Origin of the sequence: Rhizobium sp. AN80A, from assembly GCF_030053015.1 — a bacterium.
Taxonomy (GTDB): Bacteria; Pseudomonadota; Alphaproteobacteria; order Rhizobiales; family Rhizobiaceae; genus Rhizobium; species Rhizobium metallidurans.
Window position 1 is genome coordinate 1,344,951 of record NZ_JASJPX010000001.1, and the last position, 21,790, is coordinate 1,366,740.

18 protein-coding genes are annotated in these 21,790 nt (G+C 63.4%); 14 read left to right on the forward strand and 4 right to left on the reverse strand.

Features of this window, described 5'->3' with window-relative positions:
• Positions 1-53 precede the first annotated feature (53 nt).
• From P3R82_RS06175 to P3R82_RS06185, 3 genes are all read right to left on the reverse strand, one after another.
• Positions 54-920 (reverse strand): alpha/beta hydrolase-fold protein, encoded by an 867-nt coding sequence (locus tag P3R82_RS06175; protein WP_283193433.1) that lies wholly within the window; start codon positions 918-920, stop codon positions 54-56.
• A 64-nt stretch (positions 921-984) separates the two neighbouring features.
• On the reverse strand, positions 985-3,051 hold the full coding sequence (locus P3R82_RS06180; RefSeq protein ID WP_283193434.1) for a TonB-dependent siderophore receptor: 2,067 nt from the start codon (positions 3,049-3,051) through the stop codon (positions 985-987).
• 426 nt (positions 3,052-3,477) lie between these two features.
• Positions 3,478-4,314, reverse strand: a complete 837-nt coding sequence (locus tag P3R82_RS06185) for an SDR family oxidoreductase (protein ID WP_283193435.1) — start codon at positions 4,312-4,314, stop codon at positions 3,478-3,480.
• A gap of 132 nt (positions 4,315-4,446) precedes the next feature.
• Between P3R82_RS06185 and P3R82_RS06190 the strand changes: the two genes are divergently transcribed.
• Positions 4,447-4,809: a helix-turn-helix domain-containing protein gene (locus P3R82_RS06190; RefSeq protein ID WP_283193436.1), complete on the forward strand. Its 363-nt coding sequence runs from the start codon at positions 4,447-4,449 to the stop codon at positions 4,807-4,809.
• 142 nt (positions 4,810-4,951) lie between these two features.
• Here the strand turns inward: P3R82_RS06190 and P3R82_RS06195 are convergent, their stop codons facing one another.
• Positions 4,952-5,899, reverse strand: coding sequence for a LysR family transcriptional regulator (locus tag P3R82_RS06195; protein WP_283193437.1), 948 nt, complete (start codon positions 5,897-5,899; stop codon positions 4,952-4,954).
• Between the two features lie 115 nt (positions 5,900-6,014).
• Here P3R82_RS06195 and P3R82_RS06200 point away from each other — a divergent pair, with 115 nt between their 5' ends.
• The 13 genes from P3R82_RS06200 to P3R82_RS06260 are packed head-to-tail and all read left to right on the forward strand — an operon-like array spanning position 6,015 to position 21,755.
• Positions 6,015-7,730 carry an iron ABC transporter permease gene (locus P3R82_RS06200; protein WP_283193438.1) on the forward strand — a complete coding sequence of 572 codons (1,716 nt, stop codon included), beginning with the start codon at positions 6,015-6,017 and terminating at the stop codon, positions 7,728-7,730.
• 43 nt (positions 7,731-7,773) lie between these two features.
• On the forward strand, positions 7,774-8,805 hold the full coding sequence (locus P3R82_RS06205) for an extracellular solute-binding protein (RefSeq protein ID WP_283193439.1): 1,032 nt from the start codon (positions 7,774-7,776) through the stop codon (positions 8,803-8,805).
• Between the two features lie 52 nt (positions 8,806-8,857).
• The gene (locus tag P3R82_RS06210; protein WP_283193440.1) at positions 8,858-9,967 is read left to right on the forward strand and encodes an ABC transporter ATP-binding protein; all 1,110 of its coding nucleotides are present in this window, start codon (positions 8,858-8,860) and stop codon (positions 9,965-9,967) included.
• Positions 9,968-10,003: 36 nt separating this feature from the next.
• Positions 10,004-10,939 (forward strand): isocitrate lyase/PEP mutase family protein, encoded by a 936-nt coding sequence (locus P3R82_RS06215; protein WP_283193441.1) that lies wholly within the window; start codon positions 10,004-10,006, stop codon positions 10,937-10,939.
• Entirely contained in the window at positions 10,936-11,802 is an 867-nt protein-coding gene (locus tag P3R82_RS06220; protein WP_283193442.1) for a MaoC/PaaZ C-terminal domain-containing protein, read from the forward strand. Before P3R82_RS06215 ends, P3R82_RS06220 begins: the two co-directional genes overlap by 4 nt.
• On the forward strand, positions 11,799-12,629 hold the full coding sequence (locus P3R82_RS06225; RefSeq protein ID WP_283193443.1) for an alpha/beta hydrolase: 831 nt from the start codon (positions 11,799-11,801) through the stop codon (positions 12,627-12,629). The genes P3R82_RS06220 and P3R82_RS06225 overlap by 4 nt, the downstream gene beginning before the upstream one ends.
• Before the next feature lie 2 nt (positions 12,630-12,631).
• Positions 12,632-14,287, forward strand: a complete 1,656-nt coding sequence (locus tag P3R82_RS06230) for an AMP-binding protein (protein WP_283193444.1) — start codon at positions 12,632-12,634, stop codon at positions 14,285-14,287.
• A complete protein-coding gene (locus tag P3R82_RS06235) occupies positions 14,284-15,507 on the forward strand; it encodes an acetyl-CoA C-acetyltransferase (protein ID WP_283193445.1) in 1,224 nt (407 codons plus the stop codon). Before P3R82_RS06230 ends, P3R82_RS06235 begins: the two co-directional genes overlap by 4 nt.
• A gap of 4 nt (positions 15,508-15,511) precedes the next feature.
• Positions 15,512-16,753 carry a CoA transferase gene (locus P3R82_RS06240; protein WP_283193446.1) on the forward strand — a complete coding sequence of 414 codons (1,242 nt, stop codon included), beginning with the start codon at positions 15,512-15,514 and terminating at the stop codon, positions 16,751-16,753.
• On the forward strand, positions 16,750-17,577 hold the full coding sequence (locus P3R82_RS06245; protein ID WP_283193447.1) for an acyl-CoA dehydrogenase: 828 nt from the start codon (positions 16,750-16,752) through the stop codon (positions 17,575-17,577). Before P3R82_RS06240 ends, P3R82_RS06245 begins: the two co-directional genes overlap by 4 nt.
• Positions 17,578-17,593: 16 nt before the next feature.
• Positions 17,594-19,276: an acyl-CoA dehydrogenase family protein gene (locus P3R82_RS06250; protein ID WP_283193448.1), complete on the forward strand. Its 1,683-nt coding sequence runs from the start codon at positions 17,594-17,596 to the stop codon at positions 19,274-19,276.
• Positions 19,277-19,281: 5 nt separating this feature from the next.
• On the forward strand, positions 19,282-20,079 hold the full coding sequence (locus tag P3R82_RS06255; protein WP_283193449.1) for a CoA ester lyase: 798 nt from the start codon (positions 19,282-19,284) through the stop codon (positions 20,077-20,079).
• Positions 20,079-21,755 carry an electron transfer flavoprotein-ubiquinone oxidoreductase gene (locus P3R82_RS06260; protein WP_283193450.1) on the forward strand — a complete coding sequence of 559 codons (1,677 nt, stop codon included), beginning with the start codon at positions 20,079-20,081 and terminating at the stop codon, positions 21,753-21,755. The genes P3R82_RS06255 and P3R82_RS06260 overlap by 1 nt, the downstream gene beginning before the upstream one ends.
• Positions 21,756-21,790 lie beyond the last annotated feature (35 nt).

Sequence of the window (21,790 nt, forward strand, 5' to 3'; positions counted from 1 at the left end):
TCAAGGTGTTTCCTCTCCGATTGAGCGTCGACTATCAGGTCGGCTGTTGATCATCATCCGCGCGCGCGTTCAAACGCGATACTCACGGCGCGATTGACGGCCGGTCCGAGCACGGACATGTGCGTCTGTCCCGCGAAGAGCTCGAACTGCGTGCGTATCCCGGTGGCGGGATCATGCAGCCGATCCGCCATCTCGCGTGCGAGCGCCACGGTGCGTTCGCTCTTCCTCTTCTCGATGCGGGATGCGGCGTCTTCGTTGCGATACTGGAAGGGCGCAAGCGCGTCCCCCTCATACTCGCCGGCCGACAGGTGAAGGAAGACCGACGGGCCGGCAACAGGCTGCCGGCCTGCCTCGTTGTTCAGAATTTCGCTCGCCTCCCAGTAGATGGTCGGACTGGCGGCGATCCAGTTGGCGAAAAGGCTCGGGCGTTCGAACAGCGCGTAAAGCGCGAAAAGCCCGCCGAAGGAATGCCCGAACAGCGATCTGCGCGTCGGATCGATGCGTGCCATCGCGTCAAGCCGCGGAAAAAGCCGATGCTCGATGAAGTCGACGAGCTGACCGCTGCCGCCGATGCGAACGGGAGGCCCTCCCTCGACATAGGGCGGATAGGACTTGACCGGCGGAGGGCCGAGATCCCAGGCTCTGCGCATTCCATCATAGGCTTCGTCGGTGGGATAGCCGATCGCGGCAACAACCCCCCAGTCGACATTGGTGCCGCTGGGGTAGGGCGCCTGTGTCACCGTGCTGGCGAAGGCGAAGGGGAAGGTCGCATTGCCGTCGGTCATCACCAGAAGAGGCCAGCCGCCGGCGGGCGGCTCTCCCTTTGGGATGAACAGCAGGATGCGATAGGGATCGCCACCGTCCATCGGCTCCAGTTCAAACTGAACCGTTCCCGGCAAGGCATGAGCCTTTTCAGTCATGTTCGTTCCGCCATGTTCGCCCCGCTTGTCGCTTGCGTCGATCGGCGACCGGCCACGGGGCCGGTTACCACTTGAACTTCAGCGACCCCATGACCGTACGACCCCGGCCGGTATAGCAAAAGTCGTCTGTGCAGACCTCTTCGCGCCGGTCGGCGAGGTTGGTGGCGCTGACCGCGAGCGACAGGCCCTTGAGATCGGGAGACGCGGCGCCGAAATCGTAGGAGACCGCCGCATCGAAATAGGCGGCGCCGCCGTTCTTCGCCGTGTTCGCATCGCTGGTGTAAGAGCTGCTCATGGCCCGGACGCCGCCACCGATCGTCAGGCCGGGGATGACCGAGGTCTCCGGCATCTGATAGTTCACCCACAAGGAGGCGACATGGCGCGGCACCGTGGAGGGGGCATTGCCGATCACCGAAGCGTTGTTGTTGCCGGTGATTTCCGCATTGGCGTAGGTGTAGGCGGCGATCAGGCTGATGCCGTTGTCGAACTCGGTGCGGCCTTCCAGTTCGAAGCCGGTGTAGGTGTTCTCTCCGGAGTTCTCGGAAAACAGGAAGTTGGAAGCATATTGCGGCTTGCCGGTTTCGACCAGCCGATAGACGGCGCCGCTCAGCGAGTAGTTTTCACCTTCCGGCTGGTACTTGACGCCGACTTCGATCTGGCGCCCCTTGGTGGGATCGAGAACCGCGCCGTCTTCCGACAGGGCCGTCGACGGGACGAACGACGTTCCGTAGTTGACATAGGGTGCGATGCCGTTGTCGAACAGATAGAGAAGCCCCACCTGGCCGGAAAGGACGCCGTCGTTCTTCTCGCTGGTCGAGCCGCCGGTGCCCTTCACGGTGGTTTCCTGGTTTGCCCAGTCGTAGCGAAGACCCGCCACGGCGCGCCAGTTGCCGATTTCCATCTGGTCCTGCGCATAGATGCCGGTCTGGTTGAGGCTGCTGCCCGTGAAGTAGCTGAGCGCGGGAAGAGGCACGCCGGCGGCCGGCGTGTTGGCCGCTACGCTGCCGGTGCCGCTGGCGAAGTCGGACGACACCCAGGTGTAGTCGAGGCCCGTGAGCAGCGTGTGGGAGACGTTGCCGGTATCGAACTGGCCCTCGAGCTGGTTGTCGATCTGGTAGCTGCGCATGGTCTCCGTCACCGCGGTCGTCGGCCAGCTGCCGTCGGTGTTGGCAAGAACGCGGTTCAGGTAATTGGCCTTCAGGTCGACATCGCCGGCGCGGGCGTTCTGGCGGAAGGTCAGGCCGTTGTCGAACTTCTGCTCGAACTGGTAACCGAGCTGGTATTGCTCGACCGTCTGGCTGTTGAAATCCGGGTCGGTGTAGAGGAAGACGTCATCGCCCTGCAGGTAGCTCCAGGCGCTGGCGCCGGTCTCGCTTTTCTGCGCCAGACCGTAGACCGTGAAGGTCGTGTCCTCGCTTGGCTTCCAGGTGGCGGACGGCTGCAGGAGGTAGCGGTCGTCGGCGATGTCGTAGCTTCCTTCGCCTTCGCGCGCCAACCCGACCAGACGGTAGTCGATTTCGTCATTGATCGCTCCGCCAAAATCGAAGGCGACCTGCTTGCGGCCGATCGTGCCGTATTGCAGCTCGACTTCGCGATGTTCTTCGGCGAGCGGCAGCTTCGAGATGCGGTTGACGATGCCGGCGGCGCTGGCCGCGCCGTACATCACCGATACCGGGCCCTTCAGGACCTCGATACGATCCACCGTATAGACTTCCGTCATGAACGAGCCGTAGTTCATGATCGGCTGGCGCAGGCCATCGCGGAAATCGCCCGTCGTCGTGGTCTCGATGCCGCGAATGTAGATCTGGTCGGATCGCGGGTCGTAGCCGAACGCGCCGGTCGTTACGCCGGAGCTGTATCGGGCCGCCTGGATCATGTCGGTGACGGCGCGCTGTTCCATCTCCTCGCCGGTGACGACGGATACGGAGCGTGGTGTCTCGACCAGCGGGGTATCCGTCTTCGTGCCTGAGATCGTGCGCTTGGGCACGACCGTGCTGTTGTCCTCGCTGATGGACCGGGGATTGGCCTTGTCGCCGCTGATCGTGATTGTCTGGAGGTCCGTGGCGTTGCCGTCCTGGGCGGCGGCCGCGTATGCGTTCAGCACTGTTGCCGCGACGATACCGGCAAGCATCGTCGAACTCAGGAGGCCGCGATGCTTAGGGGTTCGTTGGAAAGAAAATGACATGGCGCGGACCCTTCCCGGCAAGCAGAGGCGCCGGCGGACAGCTGACGCAAACTAAAATATCGAGACGGCGTTTCGCATTGCAGCAAACACGCCGTTGCGCGCATCAATTAAAAACATTACTAAAAGAGTCAAGATAAAGACTGGCCTTTTCCGACCAATTTTCACAAGCTTTTCAAGGTGGGTCCTCAGCGCTCACTTGAATGTGTTTGCGGACGACACGACGAAGCACGCGTGTGCGCCGCGCGGATCCGCTCGCTTCACCGGCTCCAAGTCCGGTTGGATGCAAGTGCCGTCGGCGGACGGTCGCCCGCCGCGGCCCTTGCGCGTGCATTTTTGGTTGCTTGGTCCGGTATCCTGCGCTGCCGTGGGCGGTCAGGCTTTCAGAAGAGCGGCATTGTCGGAAACATATTCCTCGACCGAACGCGGCGCCCTGCCGGTGAGGGTCTCGACGTCGCCGGTCACGGCGGCGGTCCAGCCCTCGCGGACAGGGTAGAAGATGGAGGCGAGGAAATGCGCGTAGTCTCCAGGCACGCCCGCGCCGGTCAGGATCCCGACAAAGGCGTCGTCCGTGATCGCCTCGTATTCAACCGGCCGGCCGACGACATTCGCAATGATCGATGCTGCCTGCGCATAGGAGAGGGCATCGGGCCCCGTCAGATTGAACGCGCGACCATCGAACTGGGTCGAGCTCAGAACGGCAACCGCGGAGGCCGCTACATCGCGAGCGTCGATGAAGCTGCTCTTGCCTTCGCCCGCGGGAAGCGCGATCCGGCCATGGTCGATGCCCGGCTTCCAGAAGGTATGGAAGTTGTCCGAAAACCAGTTCGGCCGCAGTATCACGTAAGGGATGGCCGCATTCTCCAGCGCGATCTCGACCTGTCGGTAGGGGATGCTGTCATCGGCATCGACCCCGAAAACGCTCTGGAACACCACCTTGACCTTGCGCTCGATCGCGGTCTCGATGATCGGCGATAGCAATTCCTTGACGTTGACATAGCCGGAAGGCAGCAGGACATAGGCCTGCGTTACGTCGTCGAATACGCCGTCCAGCATCGCCGGCTTTCCAAATTCGAACGCGATGCCTTCCGCGCCGTCGACCACGGCCCCGCCGCGCGAGGCGGCCCGCACGTCAAATCCCTGCGCGACGAGCCCTCTGACCAGTGGCCGCCCGACATTTCCGGTCGCTCCGAAAACGAGTGTCTTTCCCATGGTTTTCTCCTGGTATCTATTGGATACTAACTTTCCAGGTGCTATTTAGCAATCGATTTGAAACTCGAAAAGAGAGCACTTTCTGCTCACCTGGTTTCTTCAAGGAAACCGTGCGTCCGCTGGAGATACGGAATGGAACGGCCATACAACATCTACGAAAGCGACTGCCCGACAAGGCTGGTTCTGGATCGACTGGCAGACAAATGGGCGCTTCTGGTGCTCGACCGCCTCGATGGAGAGCCGGTACGGTTCAATGTCATCCGGCGCGACGTGGCGGGGGTTTCTCAAAAGGTGCTGTCGCAGACGCTGAAGAAGCTCGAGCGTGACGGCCTCGTCTCCAGAACGGTGTTCCCGACCGTTCCGGTCACGGTCGAATATGCGCTCACGCCCTTGGGCGAAACGCTGACGGAAACGGTATCGGCGCTGGCGCATTGGGCCGAGAAAAATATGGATGAGGTGTTTGCTGCGCAAAAAGCCTATGATGGGCGGGGCTAGCCGGCTGTCTCCGGCGCTGGAAAACTAGCGACCAACTCAGCATGAAGCAGGGCAAACGACCGAGGATGGCCGGGGCGCCGCGTTCCTGATCGTGCGAACGCGCATGGCGGTGGTGCGCTGCGCGTGACATGTGGGCTGCGCATCAATCGCGCGCGTGATCCGCCGTCTCGCAATTGACGAGCAGTGTCGCGCGCCATGCGCCATCCCTGACCTTGGATGCCAGCAGATTGACCAGCAGATCCGACATCGTCTCGGTGATCGACGTCGCGGGGCGTTCTGCCAGTTCGCAGATATACAGCGTTCTTTCCACCGGCGGCCCCGCAATCGGGCGGAAGTGCAGCCGGCCTGCCTCGATATGCTCGCGAAAATAAAGGCGGCTTCCGAGCATGCAGCCGTGGCCATCCAGCATGGCGTCGCCGATCGCCTGCATCGAGTTGATCCTGATCCCTGCGCGGGCATCGATCTGCTTGAGCAGCAGGGAATCGTCGATCAGCTTGCCGAGACGGCGGAAGGAAATGAGCGGCAGCGCCAGAAGTTCGTCGACTTCGATCGCCTCGTCCGTTGCCCCAATGATGTCAGGCCGTCCAACACAAACCATTTCCTCCTTGAGGATCGGCTTCTTCTTCAGTTCGGGATAATCGAACGGATTGAAGACGACGGCCAGTTCGGTGTTGGTCTTGAGAACCTCGAGAAGCGTCGACCCCGGTATGGCCTCCATGATGGAGAGCCTGACCTCGGGATATTTCTGAAGGACGCTGCTGATCAGGTCTCGCCCGATCGCTTTCATCGCCGAGGTCGCCATGCCGATCGCAATGTCTCCGGCCAGTCGGTCGGGAGACCGTTTCATATCCTCGTCGAGCGCGCGCATTGACCGCAGGATCGGCGCTACATGGCGATACAGGCGCTCCGCCGCGGCGGTCGGCCGCATTCCGCGAGCCTCGCGCACGAAAAGCTGCGTGCCGTATTCCTCTTCCAACTGCTTGAGGTGAAAGCTGACAGCCGATTGCGAGATGTTGCTCTGCCAAGCGGCGCGCGACAGGTGCCTCTCCTCGTAGACCCGGGCAAAGACCTTGAGCTGGCGTGATTCCATCGACCGTTCCAAAAAACTGAAAACTCTTTGAAGTATTTTCTATTATCATGATGACTCACCGCATGCTACCCATCATCGCAGTTGGAAAACACGCGATGCTCGGGAGGAGACGTCGATGGCCGCTATCCAAGCCACGAACGTTGTTGCGCAAAAAGCCGATGCCAGGAGGTGGATCGCACTGATCCTGCTGGCGCTTCTGCTGGCAATCGTCGCGCCTACCGTCCTCATCCTGATCCGCACGAGCTTCGCGGAAAATCAGGTGACTGGCGCAATCGGCGGATTTACGCTTTCGAACTACCTCGATCTTCTCGGCAATCCACGCCTGAGCGGCGCGTTCTTCTCCAGCATCGTCTTTGCTGTCGGAAGCGCGATCCTGGCTCTCGCTGTCGGTGGCGTGCTCGCCTGGCTGGTCGAGCGCACCAATGTGCGCTTCAAGATCCTGGCCCATGTGACCGCCATCGTGTCGATGGGAACGCCCTATGTGCTTTACATCATTGCCTGGTTGTTCCTGCTCGGTCGTATCGGGCCGGTCAATGCATCCTGGCGCGGCCTCGGATTTTCCGGCGACCTGATCAATGTCAACAGCATGTTCGGGATGATCCTGATCGAAGGCTTCCTCTGGTCGCCGCTGGTCTTCCTCATGCTTTCGGCAAGCTTCCGGTCCGCCAATGCGGACATGGAGGAAGCGGCGCGCATGAGCGGCGCCAGCGTTCTGCAGACCGTGTGGCATATTTCGATCAAGCTCGCCGTCCCGGCAATCATCGCGCTGGCCATGTTCGTCTTCATTCGTGCCGTCGAGGCCTTCGAGGTGCCGCTGCTGGTCGGAACGCCGAGCGGCATCCGGGTTCTGACCACCGAGGTCTATGAGAGCATGAAGGTCGTCCCCCCGCAGCTTGGGCAGTCCTCGGCATTTTCGGTCGTGATGCTGATCTTCGTGGGCGTGCTGTTCAGCTTTTACGGCCGCCTCTCCAAGAATGCTGAAAAGTACCAGAGCGTTACAGGCAAGGCGTTCCGCCCACGTCCTTTCGACCTCGGCAAGGGCCGTTGGATTGCAGGCGCTTTTGTCCTGATCTATTTCCTGATCGTCCTTCTGCTGCCGATCCTCGCGCTGGTCTGGATGTCGCTCGTCCCCTTCGCCAGCGGATTCTCGCTGCGCATCATTCCTTATCTCAACGGCAGCAACTACGCCGCGCTCTTCCAGGCTCCGCAGTATCTTGAATATGGCATCAACACCGTGCTGGTCGCCGCCGGCGCCGCGACGGTCGTTGTCCTGATCACCGCCTTCGCGGCCTGGATCGCGGCGCGCCGCGGCCCCTTCGCCTGGTTGATCGATCAACTGTCGACGGTTCCGCTGATCTTCCCAGGCATCGTCATGGGTGTCGCCATCCTGCAGATCTTTCTGCGGCTGCCGCTGCCGGTCTACGGGACGCTCTGGATCATCCTGTTCGCCTATATACTGCGCTATCTGCCCTATGGCATGCGCTACAACTATTCCGGCGTGCTGCAGATCCACCGCGAGCTCGAAGAGGCCGCAGGCGTCTCCGGCGCGACGGTCATGGGCACCTTCCGGCGGATCATCGCGCCGCTGCTGACGCCGTCGGCGACCGCGGCATGGATATTCATCTTTCTCATCTGCGCCAAGGAGCTCGCCCTGGCGGTGCTGTTGTCCGGACCGCGATCCAAGGTTCTGGCCGTCGCCATGCTGGACCTGTGGGCGAACGGCCAGACGGGAGAGCTTGCCGCGCTGGGCCTCGCCTGGACGGTGGTGATGACGCTGATCGCGATGTTCGCCTTCTGGCTATCCCATCGCAATCGCACGAAGACGTTCTGACATCGGAACGAACGAAAAACACCTTAATCACGGAGGAGAGACCATGGGTGATTTTCTGAAGAGAGCCGCGTTGGGCGCCAGCTTGCTGCTTGGCGTTACATATCCCGCGCTCGCCGCCGACCAGGCACTGATCGACGCCGCCAAGAAGGAAGGCTCATTCGTCTGGTACACGACCTATATCGTCAACGACTTCGTCGTACCCCTGACGAGGGCCTTCGAGGAAAAATACGGCATCAAGGTCGAATACACCCGTTCCAACGGCGCCGACATTACGCTGCGGATCAACAACGAAGGCGCGGCAGGCCGGATGGCCTCCGACCTGTTCGACTGCGCAAACTGTCTGCCTCTGTACAAGGCGGGCTACGCGGAACCTTTCGTGCCGGACTCGGCCGCGGACTATCCTGCCGGCTATGTCGATCCGAACAAGCTTTGGGTGGCGCCGACCGCAAGTTTCCTGACTGTCGCCTATAGCACGCTGGACGTTCAGCCCGACGAGGCGCCAAAGACCTTCGAGGCCCTTCTCGATCCGAAGTGGAAAGGCAAGATGGGCTGGACCACCAGCTTGAATGCCACGGGCGCGCCCGGCTTCATCGGCGCGGTCCTGGCCACCATGGGCCAGGAAAAAGGCATGGAATACCTGCGCAAGCTCGCGGAGCAGGACATCGTCAACGTCCCTGCGTCACAACGCGTCGTTCTCGATCAGACGATTGCCGGCGAACGTCCGCTGGCGCTGATGGTCTTCAACCACCACGTCCAGAATTCCATCGAAAAGGGTGCGCCAGTCGACTGGGTCCGTTTCGAGCCGACGGTCGGAACGCTGACCTACTGGTCGATCACCAAGGGCGGGCAGCATCCCAACGCCGCCAAGCTCTTCGTCGATTACGTGATGTCGGAAGAAGGCCAGAAGGTCATCGCGTCGACCGGCCAGATATCCAACCATCCGAAGGTTCCGCCGGCCGACAAGTCGCTGCGCGCCGATACGGGCGGCTTCAAGGCCTACATGGTGACGATGGACGATCTCACCACCAAGTTCGACGGCTGGGTCAAGATCTACAAGGACCTGTTCGAGAAATGATCGCGCTTCCGCATCCCTACGCCCGTAAAGAACTGAATGATCGGAGATCGTCATGACCCTCGAAGTACGCGCGCTAAACAAGCTATTCGCCACGGGCGGAGACAAGAGCGTCGGAATCAAGGACGTGTCCTTCAAGCTCGCGCCCGGAACATTCTTCACGCTTCTCGGCCCGTCGGGATGCGGCAAGACGACGACGCTGCGGTCGGTTGCCGGACTGCAGCAGCCGGACACGGGTTACATCGGCGTTGGCGAGCGTCCGTTCTATGACAGCGCCCGCGGGATCTCCGTGCCGCTCAACGAGCGCGGCATCGGCATGGTGTTCCAGAGCTATGCGATCTGGCCGCATATGAGCGTGGCGGAAAACGTGTCGTTTCCGCTTCGCGTGCGCTCCGACATAAAGCTGTCAAAAAGCGAGATCGAGACGAAGACACGGCGCGCGCTGGCCGCCGTGTCTCTCGAAGAGGTCTACGATCGACCTTCGACCAAGCTGTCGGGCGGCCAGCAGCAGCGCGTGGCGCTGGCGCGCGCCATTGTCGCCGAGCCGCAGCTTCTCTTGCTGGACGAACCGCTGTCGAACCTCGACGCAGCGCTACGCGAAACCACCCGGGCCGAGCTGAAGCGCCTGCAGCGTCAGCTTGGCGTCACCACCGTCTATGTCACCCACGACCAGGTGGAGGCGCTGGAAATGTCGGACGAGATCGCGGTCATGAACCGAGGCGTGATCGTGCAGCTTGGGACGCCGAAGGATATCTATCTTCGACCGGCGAACCGTTTCGTCGCGACTTTCATCGGAACGACGAACCTCCTGGCCGGCAGCGTCGAGGATGCCGCGGCGGCCAACGGAACGGGTTCCGTCCGATTGCCGAACGGCGCGCTCATCCGCGGCAATTTCCCGGCCCCGCAGGCGAAAGGCACGAAAGTGGAGCTTTCGATCCGCCCCGAAAACATCCGCATTTCGCCAAAGCAGACCGCGACGGCCGGTGAAAATCAGTTGGACGGAACGGTGGAGCTTGTCTCCTTCATCGGTTCGATGAACCGTTACGAGGTTCGCTGCGGCGACATGCTCGTTCAGACGCACGCCGCGGCCGACACGGAGTTTCCCGTGGGCAGCGAGGTCAGCCTCTGCTTCGCCCCGCACCACACCGCGGTCGTCGCCGACTAAACACCGAAAAACATCCGAGCAAATGGAGAAGTCATCATGGCTAAGGCAGATCTGCGCCTGAAACTGGACAGAGGCGAGATGGTGTTGTGCGGCGGCGTGTGGGATCCGCTCTCCGCCATCATCGAGGAGCGGGCCGGCATCGACGCTGTCAAACTGGGCTCGTCCCAGCTCGCGGCATCCTTCGGCCTGCCCGACATCGGCCTGCTTTCGGCGGCCGAGACGCGCGACGCCATCTGGCGGATCGCCGATCGCATCGAGATCCCGCTGATGGTCGATTTCGAAAGCGGTTTCGGCAGCGAGGGCGATATCGCCAACGCCGTGCGCTGGGCGCACGAGTTCGAACGCGCCGGAGCCGCATCGATCCATATCGACGATTACGGCGACGAGAAATGCCCGTGGCTGCCGCCCTATCTCCCCGTGCTGATGTCGGCGGAAAGCATCGCCGACAAGATCAAGGCGATCTGCGACCGCCGGCAGAGCGATGACTTCCTGATCATGGTTCGCTCGGGCGCGACCTCTTCGATCTCGTTCAGAAGCAAGGAGGAAGCCTTCGAGGAAAGCCTTCGCCGCTTTCACATGTGGAAGGAAGCCGGCGCCGATATCGTCTGGCCCCGCGTCTACAGCGAAGACGACCTCCTGCGCGCGCGCCGCGAAATCAGCGGCCACATGTCGCAATCGGTGGCCGGCGACCGGGCGCAGGGCCGCACCGGGGCCGGCGGCCGAAAGGAGGCCGCTAACACCGCCAGAACCTTGCATGAGAAAGGCTACAGCCTCCTCACCGTCGGCACATCGTTCATCGCCGCGGTCATGCAGACGATTGCCGATACCGCCGCCCAGTTCAGGGAAACCGGCGACTGCAATTCGTTCGAAGACCAGACGATGGCTTTCAACGACTGGATCAAGCTCGTCGATTTCGCCGAGTGGTCGACGCTGAACGAGGAGTCCTCCGCCGCGAAAGCCCTGGCATCATGACCGGCGTCGTCCACGAGGCGGGCGCCGTCCCGATGTTTCTGGAGGACTTTCGGGTCGGCTCGCGTTTCACGTCGCCACCACGCCTGGTTCTGGAAGAAGACCTGGCGTCCTTCGCTTCGATAAGCGGGGATCGGCATCCGCTGCACACCGACAAGGCCTTCGCAAGCCAAGCCGGTTTCGACCGGCCCATCCTTCACGGGCCGTTCGGGATCGCCGCCTTTCTCGGTTGGTTCTTCGAGACGGGGGTCGCCAGGAACAGCCTGATCGCGATGCTGGACTCCAACTGGCGTTACCTGAAGCCGATCACCGTCGGAGACGAGATCTCGTTCGAGATGACGATCACGCGCTGCCGCCGTAGCTCGTCGGGCGATCGCGGTGTGGTCGGCCGCCATGTCCGCGTCACGAACCAATCGGGTGAGTTGCTGCAGGAGGGCCGGTCCGCGCTGCTCATCAAGGCGGATGGGCGCAAGCTGTGTATCGGCCAGGAATTCTTTACCCGCGCATGGGCGTCGCGGCTCGGAGAGCGGCTTTGCAACGACGCGGCTTTCCGAAGCGCGACGGCCACCTGGGACGGCACGTTCGCGATCGGCTGCGATGACGATGAGGTCCAGCTGCGCGTCTTCAAGGGAGCCGTGCTCGAAGCTGGACAAAGATCGGCCAACGGCCCGGCCTTCGTGATGAAGGCTGAGGAAATCGTCTGGGCCGGGCTCTTCACCGGCGAGACCAACGATCTGATGAAACGGGCGATGCAGGGACAGTTCTCCGTATCGGGTTCAGCCTACGAATATCTGCGCCTGACGAAGGCGCTCACCGCGATGATCGACGTCATCCGAACATTCTATCGCGAGGAGGCTCTGGCATGATGCGTGCGGCGTATCGGCAGATCGACGGCTCGTTGTCGTTTCATGAGGATATCGGCGAAGGACAGCCGGTCCTGTGCATTCATACCGCCGGCCAGGGAGGCGTGCAGTGGCGACATGTTGGCGCGGCGCTCGCCGCGCGCGGCTATCGCGTCATCGTACCCGACCTGCCCGGGCATGGACGTTCCGAGCTGCCGAGATCCGGCGCTGTCCAGAACCTTGTCGACTACGCGGCCTGGTGCGGGCGGCTGATCGATGAGCTCGAGCTCGAGCGCCCTTATGTCGTGGGATGCTCGATCGGCGGCAAGATCGCGATCGAGCTCGCCTGCAGCCGCGGCGCGACGTTGTCGGGCGCCATCGCCATGGCGGCGGATGCCGGCATGGCCAAGGGCGCGGGCGAGCGGATGAGCCGCGGCCTTGTGCGCGAGCTCGAGGATTCAGCCGCCGCGAGCCGCTCCGACCGTACGTATTTCGGCACCCTGGCCGTGGTCGGCCGCAAGGTTCCCGAGGAACGCCGACGGCTGATCGCCGACATGCACAGACGCGAGGATCCGATCGTCTCGAATTCGGACCTCATCGGCTGGGCGTCCTTCGACGCATGGTCCCGCCTGCGGTCGGCGCGCTGTCCCGTTCATATGGTCGCCGGTGACGACGATCTGTGGATCGACGCGGATGCGGTGAAAAGGACGGCGGCGGCGATGCCGCAGGCCCGTTTTACCCTGCTCGACGGCATCGGCCACTATCCCATGGAAGAGATGGAGGGCTTCGACGAGTTGCTGGACCGCTGGCTTAAGGAACTTTCGACGATCCCGAGGAAGGAGGACGCCTGACCATGTCCATGATCGCACTTGTCAAGCATCTGCTGAGTGAAGACGCCGAGGCGCCGATCCTGATCGACGCGCACCCGCAACATCCCCTGATCGTGTCGCGCCGTGCCTTCTGGCGCCGGGTCGTGACGCTGAAGGTGGAGCTGGAAAGCCGCGGTGTCCGATCGGGCGATTGCGTCGCCGTCTGGCTTCCGAACTGGTCGGATTCGCTCGTCTGGCAATTCGCCGCCGTCGCTCTCAACGCCCATGTCATCGGCATCAACACGCGCTACAACGTCGAGGAGGTCACCAATGTCCTCAATCTCGCCAGGCCCGTCGTGCTCGCCATCGCCGATGATTTCGTCGGTCTCGATCTCGGTGGCCGGCTCCGCGAAGCCGTTGCGGCATCGACATCGAACCCGCCGTCCGTCGCGGTGCTCAAGGGACCGCACAAGCCAGCCGCGACCGCCGAGGAAGTCGGGGTCTACGACGTCGGCGCGGGCGCCTGGGCGCCTGCCGCATCCGGTGGTGCAGAGCTGGACCAGGTCGACCTCGACGATCGTCCCGATGCGCTGGCCGTCGCCTTCACGACGTCAGGTTCCACCGGGCGCTCGAAGCTTGCGGCTCACAAGGTATCGGCGGTTTCGGGCCACGCGCTTGCCTGCGCGAAGGCGGGAGGCTGGACGGCCGACAGCGTGACCGTCAATGCGCTGCCTCTGACAGGCGTGTTCTCTTATGTTCCCGCCCTGGCGACGATCGCCGCGGGCGGCCAGTGCCTGCTCGAGCCCTCCTTCGACCCGGATGCCATAACAGCCGACATGGAACGCTTCGGCGCCAGCCATCTTGTCGGCGCCGACGACATCGTCGGCCGCATCGTGGAGGCGCTCCAGCGCCGGCCGCGCGACCTGAAGCGCTGGAAGCGGTTGCTGATGGCCGACTTCAACGGCCGAAGCGAACAGATCTCCCAATGGGCCGAGGAGACGATCGGCCTGACCGCCGCGGGCGTCTACGGCTCCTCGGAACTCTTCGCCCTGACGTCCTTCTGGCGCGACGATGTAGGGACGCCGGATCGTTGGCGCGGCGGCGGCCTCCCGGTTTCCGCCGATATCAAGGTGAGGGCTGGCGATCCCGAAACCGGGGCCGCTTTGCCTCGGGGTGAGATCGGCGAACTTCAGTTCCAGGGTCCAAACGTGGTCGATGCCTATCTGGGCGATCCCGAACGAATGGCGACGGCTCTGACCGACGACAAGTGGTTCAAGTCCGGCGATCTCGGCTCGGTGAAGGAAGACGGCAGCTTCGAATATCTCTGCCGCATCGGCGACGTTCTCCGGCTGAAGGGCTTTCTCGTCGAACCGGCGGAAATCGAGACGCGCATCGGTGAACATCAGGCTGTCGAGATCACCAAGGTGGTCGGCATCCGCGGCGAGGACGGCGGCACGATCGCGGTTGCCTTCGTCGTGCCGCGCGCCGGGCTCGAACTGGACGCGAAGACACTGATTGCGTGGTGCGCGGCAAAGCTTGCCCGCTACAAGGTTCCAAGCGTCATTCACATTATCCCGGAGATGCCGGTGACGTCGGGCGTCAACGGCACAAAGGTCAAGGCCGCGACGCTCCGCCAGTGGGCCGAAGCCTTCAGCGCCGATCCGGATTTCAAGATTCCCACCGAAGGAGTTGTATCATGAGCGATCGGGATGCAGTCATCTGCGAGCCATTGCGCACGGCGGTCGGCCGTTATGGCGGCATGTATATCGACGTGCCCGCAGCCACGCTCGGACGAACCGTCATCGAAGCGCTGATCGCGAGGACCGGGGTCGATCCCGAGCGCGTGGATGACGTGCTGTTCGGGCAATGCTATCCGAACGGCGAGGCGCCGGCGATCGGCCGTGTCGCCGCGCTCGATGCGGGCCTGCCCATCACGGTGCCAGGCCTTCAGATCGACCGCCGCTGCGGCTCCGGGCTTCAGGCCGTCATGGACGCCGCCATGCGGGTCCAGACCGGCGTCTGCGATCTCGTGATCGCCGGCGGCGCGGAAAGCATGAGCCGTGCGGAATACTATTCCGAGGACGTCCGCTGGGGCGCCCGGGGACGGGATACCGTACTCCATGACAGACTGGGTCGCGGACGCGTGACGGCAGGTGGCGAACGCTATCCGGTTCCGGGTGGAATGCTGGAGACGGCGGAAAACCTGCGCCGGCAGTACAATGTCGGTCGTGACGAGCAGGATGCGCTGGCCGTGATCTCCCACCAGCGCGCGATGGCCGCGATCGAGGACGGACGCTTCGCCGAGGAAATCGTGCCGGTCATGGTTCCGGCAAAGCGCGGCAAGCCGCCCGTCACCCTGAACCGTGACGAACACCCCCGCGCCGACACCGATGTCTCGACGCTTGCCAAGCTGAAGCCGATCATGTCGGCCCAGGACGCGCAGGCGACCGTTACCGCCGGAAATGCAAGCGGCCAGAACGATGGCGCCGCCGCCTGCATCGTAACCACCCGCGCCATGGCGGAAAAATTTGGCCTCAAGCCGCTGGCACGGGTCGTCGGCTGGGCCGCGGCGGGCGTCGCTCCTGATCTGATGGGGATAGGTCCGGTCCCCGCCACGCAAAAGCTGATGGCCCGGACCGGCCTGTCGCTCAAGGACATGGACCTCATCGAACTCAACGAAGCCTTCGCCGCCCAGGTTCTTGCCTGCACGCGTGAATGGGGTTTCGGCAAGCAGGATTTCGAGCGCATGAATGTCAACGGGTCGGGGATTTCCCTCGGGCACCCCGTCGGCGCCACTGGCGTCCGTATATTGACGACGCTGCTGCGGGAGATGGAGCGTCGGGAGAGCCGCTACGGCCTCGAGACCATGTGCATCGGCGGGGGGCAGGGGCTCGCGGCGATCTTCGAGCGGGTGGTGTGACACGATGACCTACGGCTTCCTGAAAGGCCTTCGGGTCATCGAAAGTTCCGCCTTCGTCGCCGCCCCGCTCGGCGGGCTGACGCTTGCACAGCATGGCGCCGATGTCATCCGTATCGACATGATCGGCGGCGGCATCGACTACGCGCGTTGGCCCGTCATGCCGAACGGCCGCAGCCTCTACTGGACGGGGCTGAACAAGGGAAAGCGATCGCTGGCCGTCGATCTGCGCAAACCCGAAGGGCGCGCGCTGGTCGCCGATCTCGTCACCGCGCAGGAAAGCGGCGTTCTCCTCACCAATGTTGCGGCCCCCTGGCTGTCGCACGAAAAACTCGCGCAGGCGCGCCCGGACGTGATCACCTGCACCATCGAAGGCAATCCCGATGGCACGACGGCGGTCGACTACACGGTCAATTGCGCGACAGGCTATCCGCTGATCACCGGCGACGCCGGGGCCGACAGGCCGGTCAACCATGTTCTTCCCGCCTGGGACGTGGCCTGTGCCGGCCAGGCGGCATTCGCGGTGCTTGCGGCGCATACCCGGCGCCAGGTGAGCGGTGAAGGTGCCGAGATGCGCATCTCGCTTGCCGACGTGGCGTTCTCGACGCTGTCGCATCTCGGCGTACTGGCGGACGCGGAGCTTCTGGATCACGAACGCCCGGCGATCGGCAACGATGTCTATGGCGGCTTCGGCCGTGACTTCGCGTGCAGGGACGGGCGGCGGATCATGGTGATCGCCATCTCGGCCCGACAATGGCAGTCCCTTGTCGCGGCCTGCGGCCTGGCTGATGCCGTCGGGGCCATCGAAGCGGGCAAGGGGCTCTCTCTCGCCCTCGAGGCCGACCGCTACGCGGCGAGGGATGCGATTGCCGATGCCATCCGGCCCTGGATCGCGGCGCGCGACCTCTCGGAGATCGCGGCAGCCTTCGATGCGGCGGGCGTCTGCTGGGGCGATTACAAGAGCGCCCGGCAACTCGTCTCGGGCGACCGTCGCGTTTCGACCGAGAACCCGGTTTTTCAGATGATCGAGACGCAAGGCGCGGGCCGACATATCGCCGCTGGCGCGACCGCGCGGTTTGCCGGCATCGAGCGCGGCCCGGTCGTCGCGGCGCCGGTTCTCGGCGAACATACCGACGCCGTCCTGTCCGACGTTCTCGGCCTGTCGAGCGGCGCGATCGGCAAGCTGCACGACCAGGGCATCGTTGCAGGCCCAGAGGCCGATCCAAGCATGGGGGGTCAGTTCCGATGAGCGAGTTCGACACCTATCTGGGCCGGTCCCGGCAAGCCACGGATATGCTCGACCCCTGGAAAGCCTCGGCTCTCGCGGCCGTCCTCGGGCGGGGCGATACTTTCCAGAGTGGCGACGCACTGCCGATCCTGTGGCAATGGGTCTTTTTCCTGCCTGTCGTTTCGCAAGCCGAAACGGGCGATGACGGTCACCCCAGGCGCGGCGATTTCCTGCCTCCCGTCCCTCTGCACCGCCGCATGTTCGCCGGCGGCCGAACGACGATACGTTCGCCGTTGAAACTCGGAACGCCGGCGGTGCGCCGCGAAACGATCGAGCGGATCGAGGAGAAGCAGGGTCGCAACGGCCCGATGGTGCTCGTGACGGTTTCGTATCGCTTCGTGCAGGATGGCGTGACCTGCCTCGAGGAGGAGCAGAGTTACGTTTATCTCGACCCTCAACCTGGAAACCCTGGGCAATCCGCCGGCCAGCCCATCCCCGATGCCGCGCTGTCTGGCTCCTTCACGGCGGACGCCGTCAGGCTCTTCCGGTTTTCCGCCCTCACGTTCAACAGCCATCGCATCCATTACGATCATCCCTATGCGACCGGCGTCGAGGGCTATCCGGACCTCGTCGTTCATGGCCCGTTGACGGCGATGATGCTGAGCGGGCTCGCCGAGACCGGCGGCGCCGCAGTGTCCTCGTTTTCCTTCCGGGCCCAGAAGCCGCTCTTTCGCGACGGCACCGTCTCGCTGAGAGGCTCGTGTGAAGAGAACGGCGCAATTTCACTGACCGCTTTTGACCAGGCCGGCGCCGTCGCGATGACGGCCGAAGCTCTCCGTGCATGAAAAAGGACGAACAGCGATGACCGTTGACCACACACTCTCGACCAGCACCGAGACACTTGGCCGCGCGAAGGCGGCGCTGCAGGCGGCCGAAACGCTGCTCGCGGCCGTAGGCGCCCGTGTCGCCGCGCTCTGTCTGCCGGACGAGGATTTCGATGCCGCCGCGCTCAACGCGAACCAGATCGAGGCGCACGGCTATGCCTGGATGGCGTCCTACGTCGAAATCCTCAAGGCGACGCTGAGCTGGGCCGAAGAGCTCGAGGCCGAAGGTGCGCTCGGGCGCCTGCCTGGGCTCGTGCTCGAAATCGGGTTTGGCGAATATCTCGCCCAGATCGGGCATGGCATTGCCATGTCGCAGGACGAAATCATCCGCCCGGACAGCTACGGCCTGGGTCGCGAAGCGCAGGATTTCCTGACCTCTGCCGACGTTCGCTCGCTGACATCGACCGGAACCGAAAGACACGCCGAGCTGATCGCGCTTCTGCGACAGGCCGGTCCGGACGCGGTGATCGACAGCGGCGACGCCACTGACGAAACCGCCGCCATGATCCGCGAACAGTTCAGATCCTTCGCCCGCGACAAGATCGTGCCGCATGCCCAGACATGGCACGGCGAGAACCAGTTGATCCCGATCGAGCTTGTGTCCGAACTCGCCGAACTCGGTGTGTTCGGCATGACGACACCGGCGGAATTCGGCGGATCGGAACTCGGCGCCGAGGCCATGTGCGTGGTGACGGAAGAACTGTCGGCGGGCTATATCGGGGTCGGCTCGCTTGGAACGCGTTCGGAAATCGCAAGCGAACTGATCCGTCTGGGCGGCACGGAAGAGCAGAAGCAACGCTGGCTGCCGCGCATCGCATCGGGTGAAGTTCTGCCGACCGCTGTCTTCACCGAGCCGAACACCGGTTCGGATCTCGCCAACCTCACCACGCGCGCCGAACGCCACGGCGATGTCTATCGCATCCATGGCGCCAAGACATGGATCACGCATGCGGCGCGCGCCGATATCATGGTTCTCCTGGCGCGTACCGGCGCAGCCAATTCCGGCCATCGCGGCCTGACCATGTTCATCGCGGAGAAGCCACGCGGCACGGAGGGCGATCTGTTCCCGGCGAAGGGCATGTCCGGCGGCGAGATCCATGTCCTCGGTTACCGGGGCATGCGTGAATACGAGCTCGGATTCGATGGCTTTGAAATCCCGGCGGGCAACGTGCTGGGCGGCGTCGAAGGCCAGGGCTTTCGACAATTGATGACGACCTTCGAGCTTGCGCGTATCCAGACGGCGGCGCGGGCGCTTGGCGTTGCCCAGAATGCCTTTCAGCTCGGCTTCCAATATGCGACGGATCGGGTTCAGTTCGCCAGGCCGCTGATCGAGTTTCCACGCGTGTTCGGCAAGCTCGCCTGGATGGCGGTCGAACAGGCAATGGTCCGGCAGCTGGTCAAGCGGGTGGCGCGGTTGAAGGAGACGGGTGCCCGCTGCGACGTCGAAGCGGGCATGGCGAAGCTCGTCGCGGCCAGGGTCGCCTGGTCCGCGGCCGATAATGCCCTGCAGATCCACGGCGGCAATGGCTACGCGACCGAATATGCCATCTCGCGTGTGCTATGTGACGCGCGCATTCTCAACATCTTCGAAGGTGCCGCCGAGATTCAGGCGCAGGTAATCGCGCGCGGGTTGCTGCAGCGGCCGATGGCGAAAGGTTGACGGCGATGGGTCTCGATTTCGTCGCACCGCTCTTCGTTCCCGGCGACAGGCCGGACCGGTTTTCGAAGGCGGCCGCCCGTGGCGCGGATGCCGTCATCATCGATCTGGAGGATGCGGTAGCGGCGGAGAACAAGAATAAGGCGCGCGCATCCATTCGGGCCGATTTCACCGCGCTGCCGGTGGTCGTGCGAGTAAACGGGCGGGATACCGCCTGGTTCGATGACGATGTCGCGGCATTGACCGAGCGGACGTTCGCGGGCGTCATGATGCCCAAGGCGGAAAATGCCGACTTCCTGCGCGACGTCCACAAGCGCACGGGAATGCCGGTCATCGCGCTCATCGAGACGGCGCGGGGCGTCGCGAACGCACGGCGGATCGCTGAGACCGAGGGGGTGGCGCGAGTTGCCTTTGGTTCGATCGATTTCTGCGCGGATATGGGTTGCGGTCACGTTCGGGAGGCCCTTCTGCTGGCACGTCTCGAACTGGTGCTGGCATCACGGCTGGCCGGCCTTCTGGCACCATTGGACGGTGTCACGGCCAGCATCGATGCCCCTCAAGACGTTTCAGATGACGCCCGCTATTCTCGAAGTCTCGGCTTCGGTGGCAAGCTCTGTATCCATCCGTCACAGATCGCTCCGGCCCTCGAGGGCTTTCGGCCGACGGATACGGAAATCGCGTGGGCGAAGCGCGTGCTGGAACCTTCGTCCGGTGCCGTCAAGATTGATGGGAAAATGATCGATGAGCCTGTCAGAACGCGGGCGCGCTCGATACTTGCGCGCATTCGCAGCCTCGAGGAGCAATGATGAGCGAGACAACCCCTCCAGTGCAAGACCTGCCCGAACGCGAAAGCATGGAATTCGACGTGGTGATCGTCGGCGGCGGTCCCGCCGGCCTGTCGGCGGCGATCAGGCTGAAGCAGGTCAATCCCGAGCTCTCCGTCGTCGTGCTGGAGAAGGGGGCGGAGGTTGGCGCGCATATCCTCTCTGGCGCCGTCGTCGATCCCATCGGTATCGATCGCCTGCTGCCGGATTGGCGTGAAGAGGCCGATCATCCCTTCAAGACCGAGGTCAAGGACGACCACTTCCTCTTGCTTGGCCCGGCCGGTTCGATCCGCCTGCCGAACTTCGCCATGCCGCCGCTGATGAGCAATCACGGCAACTACATCGTCTCGCTCGGCAACGTCTGTCGCTGGCTGGCGGGCCACGCGGAAGCCTTGGGCGTCGAGATCTATCCGGGCTTCGCTGCCACCGAAGTGCTCTACAACGAGGAGGGCGCCGTCATCGGTGTCGCCACCGGCGACATGGGCATCGAGAAGAACGGCGAACCCGGCCCGAACTTCACCCGCGGCATGGAGCTGCTCGGCAAATATACGCTGATCGGCGAAGGCGTGCGCGGCTCGCTCGCCAAGCAACTGATATCAAGGTTCGACCTCCAGAAGGATCGCCAGCCCCAGAAATTCGGGATCGGCATCAAGGAACTCTGGCAGGTCAAGCCGGAGAACCACAGGCAGGGCCTCGTGCAGCACTCCTTCGGCTGGCCGCTCGGCATGAAGACCGGTGGCGGTTCCTTCCTCTATCATCTGGAAGACAACCTCGTGGCCGTCGGCTTCGTGGTGCATCTGAACTACAAGAACCCCTATCTCTATCCCTTCGAGGAATTCCAGCGCTTCAAGACGCACCCATCGATCCGCACCACGTTCGAGGGCGGCAAGCGTCTGTCCTATGGCGCCCGCGCCATCACCGAGGGCGGCTACCAGTCGGTGCCGAAGCTGACCTTCCCGGGCGGCGCCCTGATCGGCTGCTCGGCCGGCTTCGTCAACGTCCCCCGCATCAAGGGCAGCCACAACGCGGTGCTTTCGGGCATGCTGGCGGCGGACAGGATCGCAGACGCCATCGCGGCGGGCCGCGCCAATGACGAGGTCATCGAGATCGAGAACGAATGGCGCGCAAGCGACATCGGCAAGGATCTGAAGAAGGTGCGCAACGTCAAGCCGCTGTGGTCGAAGTTCGGCACGGCTGTCGGCGTCGCACTCGGCGGTCTCGACATGTGGACCAACCAATTGCTTGGCTTTTCCTTCTTCGGCACGCTCGGTCACGGCAAGACCGACGCCCAGTCGCTGGAACCGGCTTCCAAGCACAAGCCGATCGACTATCCCAAGCCCGATGGCGTACTCACCTTCGACCGTCTCTCCTCGGTGTTCCTGTCGAACACCAATCACGAGGAGAACGAGCCTGTGCATCTGAAGGTCAGGGACATGGCGCTGCAGAAGTCGTCGGAGCACGACGTCTTCGCCGGCCCCTCGACGCGCTACTGTCCTGCCGGCGTCTACGAGTGGGTGGAGAAGGATGGCGAGGAGACCTACGTCATCAACGCCCAGAACTGCGTGCACTGCAAGACCTGCGACATCAAGGACCCCAACCAGAACATCAACTGGGTGCCGCCGCAGGGCGGCGACGGGCCGGTCTATCCGAATATGTGAGGCCGAGCCATGAGCGCTGCCCTTGCGATCAGGCA